The organism is Spongiivirga citrea (assembly GCF_010671565.1).
GTDB classification, from domain to species: Bacteria; Bacteroidota; Bacteroidia; order Flavobacteriales; family Flavobacteriaceae; genus Spongiivirga; species Spongiivirga citrea.
In genome coordinates, this window is sequence record NZ_JAABOQ010000003.1 from 330661 (window position 1) to 351098 (window position 20438).

The 20438-nt window shown below is 37.2% G+C and carries 23 protein-coding genes; 15 read left to right on the forward strand and 8 right to left on the reverse strand.

Translation table 11 applies throughout. The annotated features are described in order from the left end of the window. Positions 1-3: 3 nt before the first annotated feature. The 4 genes from GWK10_RS08140 (at position 4) to GWK10_RS08155 (ending at position 3046) form a co-directional block, all read left to right on the forward strand. Positions 4-1008, forward strand: coding sequence for a bestrophin family protein (locus GWK10_RS08140; RefSeq protein WP_164031401.1), 1005 nt, complete (start codon positions 4-6; stop codon positions 1006-1008). Then, positions 1008-1967 (forward strand): YheT family hydrolase, encoded by a 960-nt coding sequence (locus GWK10_RS08145; protein WP_164031403.1) that lies wholly within the window; start codon positions 1008-1010, stop codon positions 1965-1967. The genes GWK10_RS08140 and GWK10_RS08145 overlap by 1 nt, the downstream gene beginning before the upstream one ends. 25 nt (positions 1968-1992) lie before the next feature. Continuing rightward, positions 1993-2502 carry a plastocyanin/azurin family copper-binding protein gene (locus GWK10_RS08150; protein WP_164031405.1) on the forward strand — a complete coding sequence of 170 codons (510 nt, stop codon included), beginning with the start codon at positions 1993-1995 and terminating at the stop codon, positions 2500-2502. A gap of 70 nt (positions 2503-2572) precedes the next feature. Beyond that, a complete protein-coding gene (locus tag GWK10_RS08155) occupies positions 2573-3046 on the forward strand; it encodes an OsmC family protein (protein ID WP_164031408.1) in 474 nt (157 codons plus the stop codon). A 109-nt stretch (positions 3047-3155) separates the two neighbouring features. On the opposite strand, the gene GWK10_RS08160 is transcribed toward GWK10_RS08155, so the two are convergent. After that, positions 3156-3797, reverse strand: a complete 642-nt coding sequence (locus GWK10_RS08160; RefSeq protein ID WP_164031410.1) for a gluconate 2-dehydrogenase subunit 3 family protein — start codon at positions 3795-3797, stop codon at positions 3156-3158. A 9-nt stretch (positions 3798-3806) separates the two neighbouring features. Next, a complete protein-coding gene (locus GWK10_RS08165; RefSeq protein WP_164031411.1) occupies positions 3807-5519 on the reverse strand; it encodes a GMC oxidoreductase in 1713 nt (570 codons plus the stop codon). A 174-nt stretch (positions 5520-5693) separates the two neighbouring features. Here GWK10_RS08165 and GWK10_RS08170 point away from each other — a divergent pair, with 174 nt between their 5' ends. The 10 genes from GWK10_RS08170 (at position 5694) to nadD (ending at position 14777) form a co-directional block, all read left to right on the forward strand. Beyond that, on the forward strand, positions 5694-6665 hold the full coding sequence (locus tag GWK10_RS08170; protein WP_164031413.1) for a sugar phosphate isomerase/epimerase family protein: 972 nt from the start codon (positions 5694-5696) through the stop codon (positions 6663-6665). 31 nt (positions 6666-6696) lie between these two features. Beyond that, positions 6697-7926, forward strand: coding sequence for a nucleoside permease (locus GWK10_RS08175; RefSeq protein WP_164031415.1), 1230 nt, complete (start codon positions 6697-6699; stop codon positions 7924-7926). A gap of 29 nt (positions 7927-7955) precedes the next feature. Beyond that, on the forward strand, positions 7956-9095 hold the full coding sequence (locus GWK10_RS08180; protein ID WP_164031417.1) for a Gfo/Idh/MocA family protein: 1140 nt from the start codon (positions 7956-7958) through the stop codon (positions 9093-9095). A 35-nt stretch (positions 9096-9130) separates the two neighbouring features. Beyond that, on the forward strand, positions 9131-10183 hold the full coding sequence (locus tag GWK10_RS08185) for a sugar phosphate isomerase/epimerase family protein (RefSeq protein ID WP_164031419.1): 1053 nt from the start codon (positions 9131-9133) through the stop codon (positions 10181-10183). 12 nt (positions 10184-10195) lie between these two features. Beyond that, positions 10196-10927, forward strand: coding sequence for a 3-keto-disaccharide hydrolase (locus GWK10_RS08190; RefSeq protein ID WP_164031421.1), 732 nt, complete (start codon positions 10196-10198; stop codon positions 10925-10927). After that, entirely contained in the window at positions 10928-11677 is a 750-nt protein-coding gene (locus GWK10_RS08195) for a 3-keto-disaccharide hydrolase (RefSeq protein ID WP_164031423.1), read from the forward strand. Between the two features lie 8 nt (positions 11678-11685). Then, the gene (locus GWK10_RS08200; RefSeq protein WP_164031426.1) at positions 11686-12108 is read left to right on the forward strand and encodes a VOC family protein; all 423 of its coding nucleotides are present in this window, start codon (positions 11686-11688) and stop codon (positions 12106-12108) included. A 628-nt stretch (positions 12109-12736) separates the two neighbouring features. After that, a complete protein-coding gene (locus GWK10_RS08205; RefSeq protein ID WP_164031428.1) occupies positions 12737-13609 on the forward strand; it encodes a YicC/YloC family endoribonuclease in 873 nt (290 codons plus the stop codon). Continuing rightward, positions 13609-14190 (forward strand): guanylate kinase, encoded by a 582-nt coding sequence (gene gmk, locus GWK10_RS08210; RefSeq protein WP_164031430.1) that lies wholly within the window; start codon positions 13609-13611, stop codon positions 14188-14190. The genes GWK10_RS08205 and gmk overlap by 1 nt, the downstream gene beginning before the upstream one ends. Positions 14191-14195: 5 nt before the next feature. Next, positions 14196-14777, forward strand: a complete 582-nt coding sequence (nadD, locus tag GWK10_RS08215; RefSeq protein ID WP_164031432.1) for a nicotinate (nicotinamide) nucleotide adenylyltransferase — start codon at positions 14196-14198, stop codon at positions 14775-14777. 37 nt (positions 14778-14814) lie between these two features. Here nadD and GWK10_RS08220 read toward each other — a convergent pair whose 3' ends face one another. The 5 genes from GWK10_RS08220 to GWK10_RS08240 form a co-directional block, all read right to left on the reverse strand. Next, complete coding sequence (locus GWK10_RS08220; RefSeq protein ID WP_164031434.1) at positions 14815-15570, reverse strand: UDP-2,3-diacylglucosamine diphosphatase; 756 nt, start codon at positions 15568-15570, stop codon at positions 14815-14817. Positions 15571-15638: 68 nt separating this feature from the next. Then, on the reverse strand, positions 15639-16088 hold the full coding sequence (locus GWK10_RS08225; protein ID WP_164031436.1) for a 6-pyruvoyl trahydropterin synthase family protein: 450 nt from the start codon (positions 16086-16088) through the stop codon (positions 15639-15641). Between the two features lie 157 nt (positions 16089-16245). Beyond that, on the reverse strand, positions 16246-17016 hold the full coding sequence (locus GWK10_RS08230) for an enoyl-CoA hydratase/isomerase family protein (RefSeq protein ID WP_164031439.1): 771 nt from the start codon (positions 17014-17016) through the stop codon (positions 16246-16248). Between the two features lie 44 nt (positions 17017-17060). Beyond that, positions 17061-18392: an MATE family efflux transporter gene (locus GWK10_RS08235; RefSeq protein WP_164031441.1), complete on the reverse strand. Its 1332-nt coding sequence runs from the start codon at positions 18390-18392 to the stop codon at positions 17061-17063. Then, on the reverse strand, positions 18389-18892 hold the full coding sequence (locus GWK10_RS08240; RefSeq protein WP_164031442.1) for a GNAT family N-acetyltransferase: 504 nt from the start codon (positions 18890-18892) through the stop codon (positions 18389-18391). Before GWK10_RS08240 ends, GWK10_RS08235 begins: the two co-directional genes overlap by 4 nt. 68 nt (positions 18893-18960) lie before the next feature. On the opposite strand from GWK10_RS08240, the gene GWK10_RS08245 reads away from it, so the two are divergent. After that, entirely contained in the window at positions 18961-19752 is a 792-nt protein-coding gene (locus tag GWK10_RS08245) for a universal stress protein (protein ID WP_164031444.1), read from the forward strand. Here the strand turns inward: GWK10_RS08245 and GWK10_RS08250 are convergent. After that, positions 19749-20414 (reverse strand): NAD(P)H-binding protein, encoded by a 666-nt coding sequence (locus tag GWK10_RS08250; RefSeq protein WP_204263107.1) that lies wholly within the window; start codon positions 20412-20414, stop codon positions 19749-19751. The genes GWK10_RS08245 and GWK10_RS08250 overlap by 4 nt on opposite strands. Positions 20415-20438: the final 24 nt, after the last annotated feature.

Sequence of the window (20438 nt, forward strand, 5' to 3'; positions counted from 1 at the left end):
TCTATGTACATAAAAAGAAATATTGGCTGGGGTATTATTATGCGCTATGCCTGGAAAAATCTTGTTTTCTTCACTTTTTGGGCAGCATTAATATTTTCATTTTACTACTTTTTAGGATGGAATAGTATTTACATCCCCTTTCAACCTTTAAGTGTTATTGGTATTGCTGTTGCCTTTTATATTGGATTTAAAAACAGTCAGAGTTACGATCGTTTTTGGGAAGGGCGAAAAATTTGGGGTGGTATTGTCAACTACTCTCGTACATGGGCAAATCAGGTTTTAGCAATTGTAGATGACGTTCCAGAAACAAAGCGCATTTTGATTTATCGTCATATTGCTTGGCTTAATGCCCTACGAATTCAACTTCGTCAACCTAGTTCATTTAGTATTAGAGAATCACGATCAGTCGAGCGAATGTTTGATCGTCATGGCGAACGCAACCCAACTTGTATCGGGCTTGAGCATTATCTAAGTGATGCCGAAGAACAAGACCTTGAGAACCGAAAAAATGTAGCGACACACCTAATCAAAAACCAAGCGCAGCATTTAAAACAGCTATTAAATGACGGCAAGATTACCGAGTTTGATAAGCAGACTTTTCACAATACCCTAGCAGAATTTTATAATCTTCAAGGCAAATGTGAGCGAATTAAAAACACTCCGTTTCCAAGACAATATGCATATTTCAGCACGGTCTTTACATGGATTTTTGTGCTTTTGCTTCCGTTCGGTTTATTATCAGTTTTCGAAAGTCAGATTGATCAACTGCCTACTAATTTTAAAAAGGAATGGTTTTTATTGTTAATGGTTCCATTTTCTGTATTAATTTCCTGGATTTTCACCACCATGGAAAAGGTTGGTAGTAATAGTGAAGATCCTTTTGAAGGTCGAATCAATGATGTTCCGATGACGGCGCTATGCCGAACTATTGAAATCGATTTATGCGATATGCTTGATGAAAAAGACCTACCTCCAAAAATAACTCCACAAGATAATATCCTGTATTAATGCCATTAGTACCTTCTCATTACAATCCGCCTCATTTATTTAAAAATGGGCACTTCTCTACGATCTATGCGGGCCTGATACGCAAAGTAAATGGTGTAAACTACGAGAGAGAACGTATCAAAACGCCAGATAATGACTTTATAGATTTAGATTGGAGCTTTACTAAAAATGGCTCGCGAAAATTGGGTATTATTCTACATGGTCTTGAAGGCAGCGCAGAACGTCCTTATGTTATAGGAAGTGCAAAAATTTTCAACCAACACAACTTTGACACGGTATCGATGAATATGCGCGGATGCAGTGGCGAATCGAATGCTACGTTTAGGGCATATCATTCTGGAGCAACCGAAGATTTGGAAGCTGTTGTAAATCACATTCTTGAAAAGTACAGTTATGATGATATCGTCATTAAAGGATTTAGCTTGGGTGGTAATCTAACGTTGAAATATTTGGGTGAAGGTCGAGAGATTCCTAAACCTATAAAAGCAGGAATTGCAATTTCGGTTCCTTGTAATTTGTATGGCTCTATGTTAGAAATACACAAACTTAAAAACAAGATATACGCGAATCGCTTTAAAAGGAATCTAATCGCCAAATTAGAACAAAAAAAAGTGCAGTTTCCGGAGTGGTTTAATGGCAAACGCATCGATGAAATAATCACCTTAAAAGACTTTGATGATTTTTACACATCAAAGGCACACGGATTTGAGGATGCCTTAGATTATTATGAAAAAGCAAGTGCCCTACCACATCTGGCAAAAATTAAGACCCCTACATTACTGATTAATGCACTCAATGATTCTTTTTTGTCTCCAGCCTGTTTTCCGACTCAAATCGCTGAGCAAAATGAATTTTTGTTTTTGGAAACCCCAAAATATGGAGGTCACGTTGGTTTTTATGACAAAAACAATCAATATTATAACGAAAAACGCGCATTAAATTTCGTGAATGAATTGTAACTTTACCATATAAATTAATCAGTACATGAAAACAGTAGTAAAAGTAGCTTACATGCTTGTTCTTTCAATCGCATTAGTAAGTTGCGGTGGTAAAGAGAAAAAAGAAGACAAACCAAAAATTCAACTTAAAGGTCAAAGCAGTTCTAGCGAGTCAGAAGATCCGAATACTGCAGTAATTTCTATTACAGGTAATGATCTAATGCGTTTTAATAAAACCGAAATCAAAGTAAAAGCTGGTCAAAAAGTAAAACTAACCTTGACCCACGTTGGTAAAATGGATATCAATATTATGGGACATAATTTTGTATTGCTGAAACAAGGCACCAACCTACAAAAATATGTTTCAAATGCAGTTGAGTTTAAAGATAATGGCTATATCCCTGATGGTGATGAAACCATTGCACATACCAAAATGTTAGGTGGTGGTCAAAATGATACAATCGAGTTTGATGCACCAGCTCCAGGCAGCTATGATTTTATTTGTAGCTTCCCAGGGCATTTAGCATTAATGAAAGGAAAATTTATTGTGGAATAGCATTTTCCATAAAAATGTATTAAACAAACCTCAAAGGTCTTATGGCTTTTGGGGTTTTATTTTTAAACCTATGAAAACACATCATTATACAACCAATTTAAAATGGACAGGAAATAAAGGAAAAGGAACAGCCTCCTACACCTCTTATTCCAGAGATTACGAAATTAAAGCCAACAATAAAAAAACTACAATTCCTGGATCTTCAGACCCCTCATTTAGAGGGAATCCTGAACATTATAATCCTGAAGAATTATTAGTCGCTTCCTTATCGTCCTGCCATATGTTGTGGTACTTGCACTTATGCAGTGTAAACAAGATCGTTGTATTAGATTATATTGATCAAGCTAGCGGCATAATGGAGGAAACTAAAGATGGTAGTGGCCGTTTTACATCGGTAACATTAAAACCCAAGATTGTAATCTCCTTTGAAAGTAATGTGGAAAAAGCGCACCAGCTTCATGAAGAAGCGAACAGACTTTGTTTTATTGCGAACTCCTGTAATTTTGAGATTTTACACGAAGCAGAGATTCAATTAAGTGAATAGTTAAACTGAAGGTATAGACTACACTCACTCAAACATAACAAATAAAAAAGGGTCCGCATTATTTACATAATTACAGACCCAGGTTTTTGGTTGGATTCAATTATCTAGCCTAAAGCGACCAAGCTTGTCCTCCTGTTAATTCTTCTAATGACTCACATCCCTTGTAGCTGCCAGGAACAGGTAAGTACACCTCTGGTCGTTCGCCTATTGCTTCGCTTGTATGAAATGCCCAAACAGTCATTCCCTTTATTCCATTTGCAAATGAGTAGGCCAGTTGATCTTGAGTCAAATCAGGTTCACCGTCTTCTCCAGCTGCTGCAAAAGCTTCACCAATTGCTTCATCATATACTTTTCTTCCATCTTTATTCAATCGAAGATATTTGTCAAACAAATCGGTATAAGCCTTATCATCAAGTTTTTTAGCTGGGTTTTCCCCACTAACACCAAGTACTTTCATAAAACCATCAATGCCTTTTTTAAACATAGACTGTCCTTCTTCATCTACCACTTGATCATGGAATGAGTCAATAAATTGCGCAATATTCAATTCTTTAGCTCCAGGAAGCCCTTCCGTTTTTGGTAGAATAATATCTACCATTTTCGAAACCACAGTACCCTCTTCTTCTGTCATAAAACTCGGAATCCATGGAGTTTCTTCTTTACAGCCCTCTAGAATACTTAAAATTGTTGGAGTAGCAACCAAGAATCCTGCTCCAAGTCCTATATTTTTTAATGCATGTCTTCTATCCATTTCGTATGATTAAGCATTGTTTTCTTTTGATTTTTCTTCGTTCACCCACTTTGCAGCATGATCAGCCGCTCTTGCAGTAAATGCCATATAAGTTAGTGATGGGTTTTGACATCCAGCACTAGTCATACAAGCACCATCAGTAACATACACATTAGGTACCGTATGCAATTGGTTGTTGGCATTTAGGACAGACGTTTTAGGATCACGACCCATTCGGGCAGTCCCCATTTCATGAATGCCGATTCCAGGTGCAGCTACATTATCAAAAGTTTGTACATCGACAAAACCAGCTTTTTCAAGCATCTCTTTAGCTTCAGACTTCATGTCCTCACGCATCTTATATTCATTCTCTTTCCACTCTGCATCAAAGGTCACGGTTGGTAAACCCCATTCATCAAGCTTATCGTAATCTAAGGTCATTTTGTTCTCATGATAAGGCAGTGTTTCTCCAAAACCACCTAGGCCCATACTCCAATCTCCAGGTTTTAACACACCTTCTTTAAACTCTTCTCCATAACCCATTTCTGCAACATGTTCGGCTATTCCGTTGCGACCTGCTCCTCCTTGATATCCAAAACCTCTTATATATTTATCCGATTTTGTTTCCTTATCTCCTAAGTTTTTAAAACGTGGAATATAAATACCATTTGGTCTTCTTCCTTTGTAATACTTATCATCAAAACCTGGATACTTGCCTGAAGCTCCGGCACCTAAATGATGGTCCATAATATTATGTCCTAATTCACCACTATCGTTACCAAGTCCGTTTGGAAAACGCTTAGATTTAGACTGCATTAGTATTGAAGCAGAAGCAATTGCCGATGCACAACAAAAAATAACCTTGGCATTAAATACCATAGTTTCTTTACTTTCCGCATCAATCACTTTTACACCTGTTGCTCTTTTTGTATTGTCATCGTAAAGAATTTCCGCTACGATTGAGTGCGGTCTTAGAGTCATATTTCCTGTACGTTCTGCTGCAGGTAACGTACTAGAGTTAGAGCTAAAATACCCCCCAAAAGGACACCCACGAATACACCTATTTCTATATTGACAAGCGCTGCGCCCCTCAAATTCTTTATCAACTGAGGTATTGTGTGCTGTCCGACCTATAGTTAAAAGGCGATCTTTATAATTTTCAGCAATATTCTTTTTTAAATGCTCCTCCACACAATTCAATTCCATTGGAGGCAGAAATTTACCATCTGGTAATTGAGGTAAGCCAAGATTTTCTCCGCTAACCCCGATATATTCTTCTACATAATCATACCATTTTTCAAGATCTTCATAACGAACAGGCCAATCGACAGCAATACCATCTTTTTTATTCGCCTCAAAATCAAGATTACTCAAGCGGTAACTTTGTCTTCCCCACATGATCGATCTTCCACCTACGTGATAACCACGCATCCAATCAAAGCGTTTTGTCTCATTATATGGATGCTTTATATCATCAACAAACCAGTGCGCACTTCCTTTTCTCGTAGTATAGCCTGTACGGGCTTGTTTTTCTTGTCTCTTAGCCTCTTCAGCTGTCTGGCTTCCTTTAAATTTAAAATCCCAAGGATCCTTGTTCATTGTAGGGTATTCAAGGTGCCTTACCATGCGACCACGCTCCAAAACCAAGGTTTTTAGTCCTTTTTCACATAGCTCTTTGGCGGCCCATCCACCACTTATTCCAGAACCGATTACGATAGCATCGTATTTTGGTTGTTCCTCCATAGATTGATATATTACTGGGTATTTGTTAATTTTTCCTCGAAAAGACTATCAAATATATAAAATTTGAAGTATTATTTTGCAGCTTTCGAAAATAGCTTAAATTTAGATTTCGTTAAATTTTACGCTACCTTTCAACGAAAACGATAAAGTATTAGACATCTATAAATCCAACCAATGAAAAAAATAGTTTTTACGTTAGTCGCTTTGACTTTTTTTCTTGTTTCATGCAAGAAAAATTCTGACAAAAAGGAAAATTCTGAAGCCGAAACTGCGCAAATTGAATCTCAAAAAGCCGCAGAACCTTTCTTTAAATTATCACTCGCACAATGGTCTTTTAACCGTGCTATTAGAGGAGGAGAAATGAGTCCATTCGATTTTGCCAAAAAAGCTAAAGAACTCGATTTTGAAGGCATTGAATATGTGAGTCAACTATACACTAAAGAAATTGAAAAAGTAGGAATGGACAGTGTTGTCTCCAGAATGAAAAGCGAAAGCGAAAAATATGGTGTTACCAATGTCCTAATAATGATTGATCGCGAAGGAGATCTTGCTGCTGAAGATGAAAAAGACAGAGATGCTGCCGTCGAAAATCACAAAAAGTGGGTAGACGCTGCCGCAACTTTAGGCTGTCATTCAGTTAGAGTCAATTTATTTGGCACAAATGACGAAGCGACCTGGTTAAAGACCGCACCTGATGGTTTGAAAAAACTATCGGATTATGCAGCTACCAAAAATATCAGTGTTATAGTTGAAAATCATGGATACTTATCTTCCAATGCAGGTTTATTAATGCAAGTAATGAATGCAGTAGCTATGGATAATTGCGGTACACTTCCTGATTTTGGGAACTTCTGTTTAAAAAGAGAAGGTGGTGCGCAATGGGATGCGAAGTGTGTTGAAGAATATGACCGCTACAAAGGAGTGGAGGAAATGATGCCAAAGGCGTTCGCTGTGAGTGCAAAATCACATGAGTTTAATGCTGAAGGTAATGAAACCGCAACTGATTATGTGAAAATGATGAAAATTGTAAAGGATGCAGGTTATAATGGCTTTGTTGGTGTAGAATATGAAGGACAAACACTAGCAGAAGAAGCAGGTATTATTGCAACTAGAGATTTACTTCTAAAAGTAGCTAAAGAGTTATAAACACAGCGTAAAATAACCAAACTAATTATATATGAAAGCAGGAACTAGGTTTCAACTATCGTTCATGATGTTTCTCGAATTTTTTATTTGGGGAGGATGGTTTGTGACACTTGGAACATTTTTAGGAAATAACTTAAGTGCAGCAGATGGAGAAATTGCACAGGCATTTTCTACACAGTCATGGGGGGCCATTATTGCCCCATTCATTATTGGATTAATTGCTGATAGATATTTCAACGCCGAACGAATTTTAGGTGTACTTCATCTAATTGGTGCTGGGCTAATGTATTTAATGTACCAGTCAACAGACTTTGGTAGTTTTTATCCTTTAGTATTAGGATATATGATTGGCTATATGCCAACATTAGCTTTGGTAAACTCTGTCGCATTTAATCAGATGAAAGACCCTGCTAAGGATTTCCCACTAGTTCGTGTTTTTGGAACCATTGGATGGATTTTAGCTGGATGGATTATCAGTCTTGCATTCGCATGGGATTCACCTGAGAATATTGCTAATGGGATGTTGAAAAACACTTTTTTGATGGTTGCAATTGCTTCTGGGGTTTTAGGGCTGTTTAGTTTTACATTGCCCAAAACACCTCCAAGAATTGATAGGAGTGAAAAGGTTACCATTTCCGATATTTTAGGTTTAGAAGCTCTTTCACTCCTAAAGGATCGAAACTTTTTAATCTTCTTTTTATCATCCGTCCTCATATGTATTCCTTTGGCCTTCTACTACCAAAATTTGAGCCCGTTTTTAACCGAATTAAAGGTAGAAAATTCGACAGCATGGGCCTCGGCAGGTCAAATTTCAGAAGTCCTTTTCATGCTTTTGTTACCAATATTTTTTAAGAAATTCGGATTTAAAAAGACCATTCTTGTAGGTATGCTAGCATGGGCAATTCGATACGTATTATTCGCTTATGGTAATGCTGGTGATTTGTTTTTCATGTTAGCTGTAGGTATTGCATTGCATGGTATCTGTTATGATTTCTTTTTCGTTTCAGGTCAAATCTACACAGACAGCAAAGCTGGAGAAAAATATAAAAGTGCGGCTCAGGGTCTTATTACACTTGCAACCTATGGAGTTGGGATGTTGATTGGCTTTTGGATAGCCGGTAAAATCTCAGCAAATTTCACTAATGCTGATGGAATTCACTCCTGGGGAGATATCTGGATTTATCCAGCTGCATTTGCTGCGGGTGTTTTAGTTCTTTTCGCACTGGCCTTTAAAAACGAAAAAATAGAATACAAAGAATAGCTCAATTTTAAACACAACAAATCAATCAAATGAGTGCTAAAATAAGATTAGGAATTTTAGGTGGCGGTGGCGATTCGCTTATCGGTGTGCTGCATCGTGTAGCATCAGCCATGTACGATCAATATGAAATTGTAGGTGGAGTTTTTAATCCTAACTATGATGACAATTTAGCTTTTGCTAATAAAATCGGAATTCCTACCGATCGTATTTATACCGATTTTGAAACTATGATCGCAGAGGAAACCAAGCTTCCTGAGAGCCAACGGATGCAGGTAGTATCAGTTTTGACGCCAAATTTTTTGCATTTCCCAATGGCAAAAACCTTACTCGAAAATGGATTTCATGTCATTTGTGAAAAACCAATGACTACAACCTATGATGAGGCTAAGATCATCAAAAAATTGGTTCAAGAAAACGAAAGCATCTTCGCTGTCACATATACCTACACTGGCTACCCAATGATACGCCAAATGCGTAAAATGATCACTAGTGGTGCCATTGGAAAAATTCAAAAGATAGATGCCAGGTATTACCAAGGTTGGATTAACCCAATTATTCATGATAAATCAAAGCGTTCAAGCACTTGGCGTCTTGATCCTAAAAAATCGGGCATCAGCTGTTGCATTGGTGATATTGGAACTCACGCCTTTGATATGGTTGAGTTCGTAACTGGTAAACATGTTAGTAAAATTCTAGCAGACCTCAATTATCTGTATGATGATAATCAAATGGATATCGATGGAACCATCCTGATCAGACTCGATGAAAATACCAAAGGTGTTATTCGAGCTAGTCAGATCGCAACTGGCGAAGAAAACGGTTTGGCAATTCGAGTGTATGGTGATAAAGGCGGATTAAAATGGGAACAGGAAAACCCTAATTATCTATATCATTTGGAAGATGGAACGCCACTTCGTGTTTTAAAACCAGGACACGAATATAATACTGAACTATCTTTAGACGGTACTAAGTTACCTCCAGGACATCCTGAGGGCATATTCGATTCGATGGGAAATATCTATAAAGGTGTTGCCAAAGCTATCAAAGGCGAAGCATACGACCATGCGGAGTTTCCAACCGTAATCGATGGTACTCGAGGAATGGACTTTATAGAAAAAGCAGTCGATTCTCATAAAAAAGGAAATGTTTGGGTGGATATTGACAAATAAAACCCATTCTAACCAACCAAAAAGTATAGTAACAAATGAAAACGATAAAGGGACCTGCGGTATTTTTAGCTCAGTTTATGGACGACAAAGCACCATTTAATAGTCTTGACGGATTGTGTAAATGGGCGAGCGATCTAGGATATAAAGGTATTCAAATTCCCACTTGGGAAAGTCGACTTATCGATCTTGATAAGGCTGCAGATAGCCAGGATTATTGTGATGAGTTAAAGGGAAAAATAAATAGCTACGGACTAGAGGTTACAGAGCTCTCAACGCATCTACAAGGTCAATTAGTTGCGGTACACCCAGCTTATGATATCATGTTCGATAACTTTGCGCCTGATGATTGTAAGAACAATCCTAAGAAGCGTACGGAATGGGCCGTTAAACAGGTAACCAATGCAGCAAAAGCGAGTAGAAAACTGGGTATAAATGCACACGCCACTTTTTCTGGAGCATTAATCTGGCATACATGGCACCCATGGCCACAGCGCCCTGACGGTTTGGTTGAAATGGCATTTGAAGAGTTGGCAAAACGGTGGCTTCCTATTTTAAATGTATTTGATGAACAAGGTGTTGATGTTTGTTATGAAATTCATCCAGGAGAAGACCTTCATGACGGTGTAACTTTCGAGCGTTTTCTAGAAGCGACAGGAAAGCACAAACGCGTAAATATTTTATATGACCCGAGTCATTTTGTGCTTCAACAATTAGATTATATTAAATACATTGACCATTATCACGAGTTTATAAAATCGTTTCATGTAAAAGACTCTGAGTTTAATCCTACAGGGAAAAAAGGAGCTTTTGGTGGTTATCTAGACTGGGGAGATCGCGCTGGTCGCTACCGTTCTCTAGGCGATGGACAGATCGATTTTAAAACCATTTTTTCAAAACTTACACAATATGGTTGTGATGTTTGGGCAGTAATGGAATGGGAATGCTGTATAAAAAGCCCGGAGCAAGGAGCTCGCGAAGGCGCAAAATTCATAGCCGATCATATTATTGAAGCCACACAAAAAACCTTTGATGATTTCGCCGGTGGTGAAGTGGATAAAGAAAAATTAAAGCGGATTTTAGGTATTTAATATTTTGAAAGAATGAAAAAAACAATATTTGGTCTAGCACTTTTAATGATCCTTAGCGGGTGCAAGCAAACCAATAAGGAAGAAAAAACAGCGGAAGTTGAAGAAAAGGCTACTGAATGGGTTTTGCTATTTAATAGTACTGATCTTTCAGGTTGGCACTCCTATGGTAAAGACTCGGTTATGGAACATTGGACTGTAGAAAATGGCACTATGAAATTCACTCCACCAACAGAGCGTTCTGATAATAGCCCCTTAGATATTGTTACCGATGGTGAATACACTAATTTTGAGTTATCAGTCGATTGGAAAATTTCTGAAGGTGGTAATAGTGGAATTTTCTGGGGAGTAAAGGAGAATGAGAAGTTTGGTGTGCCCTATGCAACTGGTCCAGAAATTCAAATACTAGATAATGAGCGTCATCCTGATGCCAAAAATGGCCCAGATAGAATGGCTGGTGCATTATATGATATGATTCCAACAAAAGTAGAGGCTGCTAAGCCTGCTGGAGAATGGAATACCTGTGTAATTCAAATAGATCATAATGCCAATAAAGGAAAAGTCACTCTAAATGATATAAAGATTTCAGAATTCGCGGTGCATGGTCCAGAATGGGATGCCATGGTTGCTGATAGTAAATTTAATGGCTGGGATGGTTTTGGCGAATTTAGAACAGGAAGGATTTGCTTGCAGGATCACAACGATATTGTTTGGTATCGAAATATTAAAATAAAAGAGTTAAAATAAATGACTTCAAAGCGTATTTATACTTTCTTTACGATTGGATTAGTTGGTTTTCTTGGCCTTTCTGCTCAGGAAAAGAAATCAGAAATGAGTCCGAAAGAAACTGAAGATTGGACCAACGAACCCAAGCAACTCTCATTTAATGAAAACAACGTCCCATCAGACGCTATTGTGCTTTTTGATGGCACCAACTTAGATGCTTGGCAAAACAGAAAAGAAGAGACTCCAGCTAAATGGACAGTAAATGGTGATGGAACCATGACTGTAAAACCCGGCACTGGTGATATTAAAACCAAAGAAAAATTTGGAAGTATTCAATTGCATTTAGAATGGAGTGCTCCAGACAAAATTGAAAGTGAAGGACAAGGTCGTGGCAACAGCGGTGTGTTTTTTCAAGAAAAATATGAGGTTCAAATTCTAGATAGTTATAATAATCGCACCTATAGCAATGGCCAAGCTACGGCAATTTATAAGCAAACTATCCCGCTGGCAAATGCTACAAAATCACCAACTGAATGGCAGACCTATGATATCATTTTCCATCAACCTGTTTTTCACAATGGTAAAAAAGTACAATCTGGCACATTTACAGTAATCCATAATGGTGTTGTGGTACAAGATCATGTTGAAATAAAAGGCTCTACAGAATATATTGGCCCACCCTTAAACGACGTCCATGGAGTAGGATCTATCGTGCTTCAAGATCACGGTAATCTAGTGCAATACCGAAATATTTGGCTTCGCAAACTATAGAACTTTTCATGGAACAGCGAATGACCATTATCGGATTGGGAGTAAACGATCTCAAAGTGTCTACAGCATTCTATGAACAAAAATTCGGTTGGAAAAAAACAAACGCAAGCAACGAATCCATTTCGTTTTTCCAACTAAATGGTATTTTATTGTCACTCTATCCGAAAGATAAACTCGCAGAAGATGCCGAAGTGAGTCCTGAAGGGTCAGGATTTAAAGCATTCTCCTTAGCTCATAATACTAAAACCGAGCAAGAAGTTGATACTATCGTAAACGAGCTAAGAAGCAAAGGAGTCAAAATCGTCAAGGAACCTCAAAAAGTATTTTGGGGTGGCTACAGTAGTTATGTGGCCGACCCAGATGATAATCTTTGGGAAATTGCATATAATCCCTTTTTAGAACTTGATGACAAAGGAAATGCCGTCGAATAATTTCAATTCACTGAAAAACATAAAAAAGCCTCTTGGTAAAAAGAGGCTTTTTCTTTTGGTAATTAACCAAAACTATTAATCACTAATCCAAACAAACTCTAATGTTTTAGTCGTCGTTTCTTTTATCTCTTAGTTAAATACCGAGATGGTAAAGAAAACGATCATTGGTAGTACGAACAATGCTGTAAGTACATTACCTAATACTTAATATTCTTTTGGCTCACTTGCTAAAACAGCGTCCAATTCTTTTTCAAAAGCTTCTGCGTGTACATCAATTGCTTTGATGGCTTGAGTAAGTGAAGTATTGAAGAACTTTATGGTAAGAAATGTTTAATGGAATATTGATTTATATAGTTTTGTTTGTGCGATAGTTCAAATGTACAATAAAATCGATTATATGCAATTTAATATCGATAAAATGCACTTTTATTAACGTTATTTAGTGTTTTTAATCTATTTTAATTGTTTTTAATCGGTAACATTAATAAATAAGGCTGTTTTTGAGTGGATTACGAATTTAAATCTAATTTTAGACCTACAAGCTCCCATTTTCACCTTCATCTAAGATTTAATCCACCAAACGCACTAACCAATTTTGCACTACCTTTGCACAACTATATTTTAGATTATGATTCAATCAATGACGGGTTTCGGAAAATCCGTACTTCAACTTCCAAACAAAAAAATCACCATCGAGATCAAATCTTTAAACAGTAAAAACCTGGATCTGAATACCAGAATTCCAAGTTTATACCGGGAAAAAGAACTTGCTATTAGACAACTTATTTCCAAATCGCTTAACCGTGGTAAGGTCGATTTTTCACTTTATTTAGAAATTACAGGTGAAGAAACATCTAGTAAGGTAAATGAGGTGGTTGTTAAGGAATATATGAACCAAATTCGAGATTTAAGTCCATATTTTAAAGGTGGAGATCAAGAAGTTGAATTAGCCAAAATGGCAATTCGCATGCCCGACTCATTAACTACTACTCGTGAAGAGCTTGATGAAAGTGAATTCAAGGCTATTGAAAATGAGATTAAATTAGCCCTTGAGGCAATTAATAAATACCGCTTAGACGAGGGAAAAGTTTTAGAAAAAGATTTCCTAGACCGTGTTAGCAATATAGACAGTTTATTAAATCGAGTAATAGAAATCGATCCTGAACGTATTGAGCAAGTTCGTGAGCGACTTACTAAAGGCATTAATGAGTTAAAAGAGCAGCACGACCCAAACCGTTTTGAGCAGGAGTTGATTTACTATATTGAAAAATACGATATCACCGAAGAAAAAGTAAGGCTTAAAAATCACTTAGACTACTTTAAAGAAACACTTGCATCAGCTGATAGTAATGGGAAAAAATTAGGTTTTATCTGCCAAGAAATCGGTCGTGAAATAAACACTATTGGTTCTAAATCTAATTATGCAGCTATGCAGCAACTAGTGGTGCAAATGAAAGACGAGCTTGAGAAAATTAAGGAACAAATGCTAAATGTATTGTAATGTCAGATTTTGAAGGAAAACTCATCGTTTTTTCTGCACCTTCAGGATCAGGGAAAACGACCATCGTAAGACACCTTTTAGATATTGAGCAACTTAATTTAGCGTTTTCAGTATCAGCTACCTCTCGTGAACCGCGCAAATACGAAGTGGATAAAAAAGATTACTACTTTCTGTCGCTAAAACAATTTAAGCAACACATAAAAAACGATGACTTTTTAGAATGGGAAGAAGTTTATCGTGACAATTTTTACGGAACCTTAAAGAGCGAAGTAGAACGCATTTGGGCACTTGGAAAGCATGTTATTTTTGATATTGATGTTGTAGGTGGACTTCGTATAAAGAAAAAATTCCCCGATCGCACCCTTGCGGTTTTTGTAAAACCCCCAAGTGTTGATGAGCTTAAAATACGTTTAAAAAAGCGCAAGACAGAAAGTGAAGATAAGATTAATATGCGTATCGCTAAAGCTTCGGTTGAGCTAGCGACAGCACCTCAGTTTGATAAGGTTATTAAAAATTACGATCTTGACGTAGCCCTTCAAGAGGCTGAAGAATTGGTGGCTGATTTTGTTGGTGCAAAGTAATTACTATGAAGCATGTCGGATTATATTTTGGCACTTTTAATCCTATCCATGTAGGACATTTAGCCATTGCGAATCATTTAGCGGAATTTAGTGAGCTAGATGAAGTTTGGTTTGTGGTCACACCAAGAAGTCCGTTTAAACAAAAAACAAGCTTGCTAGATGATCGCCAGCGATTAGATATGGTTTTTCAGGCAACAAAAGACTATCCAAAACTAAAAGCGAGCGATATTGAATTCAGTTTAAAACAACCTAATTATACTGTTGATACGCTGGCTTACATTCAAGAAAAATATCCTGAGTACCAATTTGCGTTGATTATGGGTGAAGACAATCTGAAGAGTTTTCACAAATGGAAAAACTACGAAGTGATTATCGAAAATCACCAACTGTTTGTGTATCCTCGTATTTCCAATAGTAAAGTCGATTTGCAGTTTAACGATCATCCTAAAATAACCCATGTTGCTGCGCCTATTATGGAAATCTCTTCCACATTTATTAGAAAATCTATAAAAGAAGGAAAGAATATACGCCCACTATTACCCGAAAATGTTTGGCAGTATGTCGATGAGATGAATTTTTATAGATAGAGATTGGTCTCGACTGCGCTCGACCAGACAACCATTATTATTTGTATTCCTTTAGCTCCATCTTCTCTCCATCAAAAACTCCATAGGTGTAGTAGTGAATCCAATCACCAAGGTTCACATATTTTGATTGTTCCTTAAGGTTAATTTCCATAGGTAAATGACGATGGCCGAACACAAAATAATCGCGATGCTTATCTTCTAATTTCTTTTTTGAATATTGAACCAACCACTCGTTTTCTTTACCTAGAAATTTGACATCATCATCACCGCTAATCAGCTTGTTTTTGACTGAAAAATATTGTGCTAGCCTTACTCCTAAATCAGGATGTAACCATCGATATAACCATTTTGCAAATGGATTGGTAAACACCTTTTTCATTCGTTTATAGCCTTTATCCCCAGGGCCTAAGCCATCACCATGACCAATAAAAAATGTGGTATCATTGAATGTGAATTCTTTTGGTTTATGAAATACTGGTATGTTGAGCTCTTCCTCAAAATAACCATTCATCCATAAATCGTGGTTGCCTACAAAATAATAAATAGGAATTCCGCTATCGGTTATCTCAGCAAGCTTTCCGAGCGTTCTAGTAAAACCTTTAGGAACTACCGTTTTATATTCAAACCAAAAATCAAAAAGATCACCTAACAGAAAGATTGCAGCGGCATCTTCTTTAACCTCATCGAGCCATTTTACGAACTTTTGTTCACGCGGAAAACTCTTTTCACGATCAGGTGCGCCTAAGTGGTTGTCGGATGCGAAATATATTTTTTTACCGTTGGGTAATTGCATAGTGTAAATATAAACAAAAGGCAAAAGCTGTTTATAGAGATTCTAGTAACGGTTTAAAGCAGGAGGGTTTAATTCTCAGATGCAAACCATTCTGCAAAACTAGTCTCTGTCTCTTGTAGTTTTAAGGAATGGAGCTGAATGTCTTCTGGAAGTCTAGCTTTGATTTTTTCAGCAAAATCGATGACCATTTCTTCACTAGTTGGCTGATAGTCTACCAACAGCACATTATGTCCTCGACTTTCTAGCTCTTTTGCTAATTCGACGTGTGGTGTATTCTTATTAAAAACAGTGGCATGGTCAAACTTATCGACGATTTCTGAGTTTACGATCTTTTTCAAATCGCCAAAATCAATGACCATTCCCAATTTAACGTGTGATGTATCTGATATTGGTGTGCCAATAACCGTAACTGACAATTTATAACTGTGTCCATGAACGTTTTTGCACTTGCCGTCATAGCCATATAAGGCGTGTCCTGTTTCAAAACTAAATTGCTTGGTGATCCTGATTCTACTCATGACACAAAGGTACTAATTGAAACCATTTGCGCTACCATTTTGTACTATCGTTTATACTTCCTATTTGCAATCACTCTTCTTGCTACAAATATTAAAATAACAATGGCGAGTGCTGCAGGAAACAGTAGGTCGTTATTGAAAAAGTCAAGTATGGCTCTCATTTAGTCTTAATTTTTGCTAGTGCCGTTTTTGTAAAATCAGAAAGGACTAATTTTCCTGATAATGCTGCACGCTCACTCAATAATTCATCCCAATGGTCGGTATCTTCCCACAAAACTTTCTTCATAGCAGCAAGTGCTTCGGGGTTATAAGATGCCAATTTGGTAGCAAATATGTCAATAGCATTATCCATTTCTGAAATCGATTCGAAAACTTTTGCAAATAAGCCTTTTTCTTTTGCCCAGTAGGCATTTTGCCATTGATCAGCCCCTAAGGTTAATTCTGCCAAAGCGGCTTTTCCCATTTTTCGCTCTACTGCCGGAGCGATCACAAAAGGCCCGATACCAATCGTAAATTCTGATAATTTGATAGCTGCATGGTCTGTAGCAAAGACATAATCACAAGCTGATACGAGTCCAACGCCACCACCAACGGCCTTACCTTGTACACGACCAATAATCAACTTACCACAGCTTCGCATTGCATTAATAACATTAGCGAAACCGCTAAAAAATGTCTTGCCCTCTTCTAAATTGCTAATCTTCAACAATTCATCAAAAGACGCGCCTGCACAAAAAGCCCGTTCTCCTTCAGATTTTAAAATTATAACTAAAACTGAACCATCATTAGCTAACTCATTTAGCTTTTGGGTTAACCGACTTAATAATGCTCCTGGAAAAGAGTTCCCGGCAGGATGGCCAAACTCAATAGTTGCAATCTTATTCTGAACATTCGTATATAAACTACCGTTGGATCTTGTTGTGGTCATGTTGCTTAAATGAGTTTATCAAAAATATTCAATTTTAAACAAGATTATTCCATTGCCAGCGGATAATACGTCTTCCAGTATTTATAAATGAGTGATACCGCTCGAAAGCCAATCCAAACGATAATTGCAATCCATATACCATGTATACCCATATCGGCTTTTTGAGTTATCACCAAAGTAGGTACGAATGCAAAGAACGTAGCTCCTAAAAGCGTATTTCTCAGGTAACTTGTTTCCCCCATCCCTTTAAACAATCCATCCAGGACGAAGGCAATTGCATTTATGGGTAGCGCTAGAATCGCTAAGTAGAAAAAACTTTTGAAAACGGACAATACCTGAAGGTCATCACTAAAGATTGTTCCAACGAAATTATATCCAAGGAATCCAATCAGCATCAATAGTAATGATACCACAAGACCATATTGACAAATCTTTTTTGTAAGAATAAACAACTGCTTATAGTCCTTGGCGCCAAGTAATTTACCGCCTAAAATATTACCTGCCGCACCATATCCATCAATAAAGAAAGCACTAAAAAGCCATAACTGCATAGCAATGGTATGTGCAGCAATATAGTCCGTACCCAAACTAGTGGCTTGTCGCACTGCGACAATTAGTGCGACATTTAAGGCAATTGCCCGAATAAATAAGTTTCCGCTCATCACCAGAAAACGACTCATTTCTGGATGCCATTGTTTAGAAAGCTTAAAGGAAATAGTTGTTTTTCTAATCAATAAAACAACCGACATAATCGCCATAATTATTTGCGAAATTAGACTTGCCCATGCCGCTCCCTCCAAATTCATCGCTGGAATGTATCCTTCAATTCCATAAACCAAAACAAAGTCTAGAATAATATTCGCAACTACACCTACCAATGATATAATCATCGGCCAAAAAGTATTTTGAAGCCCGCGAAAAACGCCGAAAATAGCAAAGACTAATAGGGTTAACGGAAAGCCCCAAACGCGTATGCTGTAATAGGAAATACAATATTCCAACACCTCATTTTTTGCTTCTAAAAATTGAAATATCTCAGAAATAAAAGGGATTGTAGACACTAAAACAATGATGCTTAGACTAATATTAAATGCAATTGCTTGCATAGGTAATGACTTAACAGCATCTATTTTTCCAGCGCCTAAGTATTGTGAGATAATGGCTGAAATTGCACTTCGTGTTTGGGCTAATACCCAAATTAACATCGATAAAAATGTCCCTACGATGCCTACTGCTGCCAAGGACTCAGTCCCTATCCCAGGAATGTTGCCTACAATAGCAGTATCTGTTGCAGATAAAACAGGCTCCGCAATTCCGGAAATAATGGCAGGAATTGCAAGATTATTAATTGATTTTAGATTGATCTCTTGTTTCATTCCAACACTAGCTCATAACAGTAAAAAGGATGCTCGCTCTGTTTAGGGAAAAAGATATTTCCTAGACGTTGATAACCTCTATTTTCATAAAATTTCTGATTCCGATTATTCTGGCTAAACGTATCTAAGCGCACTGATACAGCTCCTTGTTTTTTGGCGAAATCCTCGGCAAAGTCCATCATTTTTTGAGCATATCCTTTCTTTTGATAGTCAGGATGTACACCTAGCCTGTGAATATAATAGCTGTTTTCTGATTCTGTCAACCATTGTATCAGGATATACTCCTCATCCATTAAGGTTGATATCACGATACAACCCACCAAAGTACCATCGAGCACCATTACCCATAACTCATCTCTATTAATATCGTTCTCAAACGCCTTTTGAGACGGATAATGCTCGTTCCATTGAAAAATACCCTGATCTTGCATGTACTTTGCACATGCTTTGGTCATACTCATTATTGTTGGAATATCACCCCATGATGCTTTTCGAATCATTGTAAGAATTTTACCGTTGTAAAATTAACATTGTATCTTTGCCCCATCAATAAATAATCAATAATGTATTGAAAAATATTCTTGTACCCTTATCGTCTTCTTTAAATAATAAACAAACACTACAGTACGCTGTCGATTTCGCGGCACAGGTTGGATGTGATGTTTACGTGACTTCATTATTCAAAATAGCCCGAGCTAAAAATCTACCGAAAGATGTTTCTGTTCCTGCTATTGCAAAACAACAATTAGATAGTTGTATTCAAAGTGTTGACAAAAAAAATGTAAGTGTAGAATCACTTCCGCTTGAAGGCGATGATATTCAAGAATCTATCGAATTACTGCACCAAAAACTACATATTGATCTTATTATTCTTGCTCCACAAGGCCTTTCCGTTAATGAGACCTTGTATTTAGGGGAACATGCAGGTGCGGTGGTAAAACGTACTCAAATTCCCGTATTAATCGTGCCAAGAGGTTATGAATATAAGCCTATTAAACGAATTTTAATGGCCCTAAAATCTGGGGTGGTTAAGCGAACGCAAAAGCTTAAGGTATTAGAAATAATTAAAGACAAACTACAGGCCGAAATTCGACTTTTTCTTGTCAAAACCGCAACATTTAAGGATGAAGATGCTGCTATTAATCCGGTTTTACACTCCTTAGTTAATTCTGAAAAAACTACCGAAAACAGCACCATTTTTCAAGCAGTATTAGAACATCTCAACGAAAATGAGCCTGACCTTTTATGTGTATTTAAGAGGAAGCAAGGTTTTTTTGAAAAACTTTGGGATGATAATACGGTAAAAAAGATCGACTTCGAAAGTCGTATTCCTTTGCTTGTTTTAAAAGGAGCGGATTAAGCACCTAGTTTCTGTAAAACATCTGACTCAACAATAGTGCTATCAAACTGATCATTGGCTAGCCGCACCATTGCCTTTGCTATTTTTGAAGGGTGAATTAATCGGTATTTTTTCAGGCTGCCAATCATTAGCGGATTCAAAATTTTAAACAGCTGTTTACCGAAATACTCGCCAGGCCTTGATTCATTTCGTTCACCTCCGATTAACGATGGCCTTACCATATAGGTATTAGCAATTCCAGTCGCTCGCACATCATCTTCCATTGTGCCTTTTAGCCTGTTATAAAAAACAGTACTCCTACTATTCGCCCCCATAGAAGACATGACAATAAAGGTTGAAATCCCATTTTCTTTTGCCAGTCGAGCCGCATTTACAGGAATTCCGTAATCAATTTGTTTGTATAATTCTTTGTCTGGGGTTTTCTTGGCAGTTGTGCCAATGCAACAAAAAACCTCATCGGCCATAAAGTCGGATTTCGCACTTTGTAAGTCAAACATATCTATAAAATATTCCTTGATCTTGGGATGTTTTTTTTTAACTGAACTTCTTGAAAATAGCTTGACAGTTGCATAACGATCATCGTTAAGAAGAGTATCTAACAAGTAACCACCAGTTAACCCAGTAGCACCAATGACAATTGCGGTTTTTTTGATGTTGTTCATTTAGTTAAAGGTATTAATTTTGGA

What these genes read in the sequence shown, in the direction of transcription:
- GWK10_RS08140 (WP_164031401.1), top strand. Translation starts at nt 4, where the DNA reads ATGTACATAAAAAGAAATATTGGCTGGGGTATTATTATGCGCTATGCC.
- GWK10_RS08145 (WP_164031403.1), top strand. Translation starts at nt 1,008, where the DNA reads ATGCCATTAGTACCTTCTCATTACAATCCGCCTCATTTATTTAAAAAT.
- GWK10_RS08150 (WP_164031405.1), top strand. Translation starts at nt 1,993, where the DNA reads ATGAAAACAGTAGTAAAAGTAGCTTACATGCTTGTTCTTTCAATCGCA.
- GWK10_RS08155 (WP_164031408.1), top strand. Translation starts at nt 2,573, where the DNA reads ATGAAAACACATCATTATACAACCAATTTAAAATGGACAGGAAATAAA.
- GWK10_RS08160 (WP_164031410.1), bottom strand. Translation starts at nt 3,797, where the DNA reads ATGGATAGAAGACATGCATTAAAAAATATAGGACTTGGAGCAGGATTC.
- GWK10_RS08165 (WP_164031411.1), bottom strand. Translation starts at nt 5,519, where the DNA reads ATGGAGGAACAACCAAAATACGATGCTATCGTAATCGGTTCTGGAATA.
- GWK10_RS08170 (WP_164031413.1), top strand. Translation starts at nt 5,694, where the DNA reads ATGAAAAAAATAGTTTTTACGTTAGTCGCTTTGACTTTTTTTCTTGTT.
- GWK10_RS08175 (WP_164031415.1), top strand. Translation starts at nt 6,697, where the DNA reads ATGAAAGCAGGAACTAGGTTTCAACTATCGTTCATGATGTTTCTCGAA.
- GWK10_RS08180 (WP_164031417.1), top strand. Translation starts at nt 7,956, where the DNA reads ATGAGTGCTAAAATAAGATTAGGAATTTTAGGTGGCGGTGGCGATTCG.
- GWK10_RS08185 (WP_164031419.1), top strand. Translation starts at nt 9,131, where the DNA reads ATGAAAACGATAAAGGGACCTGCGGTATTTTTAGCTCAGTTTATGGAC.
- GWK10_RS08190 (WP_164031421.1), top strand. Translation starts at nt 10,196, where the DNA reads ATGAAAAAAACAATATTTGGTCTAGCACTTTTAATGATCCTTAGCGGG.
- GWK10_RS08195 (WP_164031423.1), top strand. Translation starts at nt 10,928, where the DNA reads ATGACTTCAAAGCGTATTTATACTTTCTTTACGATTGGATTAGTTGGT.
- GWK10_RS08200 (WP_164031426.1), top strand. Translation starts at nt 11,686, where the DNA reads ATGGAACAGCGAATGACCATTATCGGATTGGGAGTAAACGATCTCAAA.
- GWK10_RS08205 (WP_164031428.1), top strand. Translation starts at nt 12,737, where the DNA reads ATGATTCAATCAATGACGGGTTTCGGAAAATCCGTACTTCAACTTCCA.
- gmk (WP_164031430.1), top strand. Translation starts at nt 13,609, where the DNA reads ATGTCAGATTTTGAAGGAAAACTCATCGTTTTTTCTGCACCTTCAGGA.
- nadD (WP_164031432.1), top strand. Translation starts at nt 14,196, where the DNA reads ATGAAGCATGTCGGATTATATTTTGGCACTTTTAATCCTATCCATGTA.
- GWK10_RS08220 (WP_164031434.1), bottom strand. Translation starts at nt 15,570, where the DNA reads ATGCAATTACCCAACGGTAAAAAAATATATTTCGCATCCGACAACCAC.
- GWK10_RS08225 (WP_164031436.1), bottom strand. Translation starts at nt 16,088, where the DNA reads ATGAGTAGAATCAGGATCACCAAGCAATTTAGTTTTGAAACAGGACAC.
- GWK10_RS08230 (WP_164031439.1), bottom strand. Translation starts at nt 17,016, where the DNA reads ATGACCACAACAAGATCCAACGGTAGTTTATATACGAATGTTCAGAAT.
- GWK10_RS08235 (WP_164031441.1), bottom strand. Translation starts at nt 18,392, where the DNA reads ATGAAACAAGAGATCAATCTAAAATCAATTAATAATCTTGCAATTCCT.
- GWK10_RS08240 (WP_164031442.1), bottom strand. Translation starts at nt 18,892, where the DNA reads ATGATTCGAAAAGCATCATGGGGTGATATTCCAACAATAATGAGTATG.
- GWK10_RS08250 (WP_204263107.1), bottom strand. Translation starts at nt 20,414, where the DNA reads ATGAACAACATCAAAAAAACCGCAATTGTCATTGGTGCTACTGGGTTA.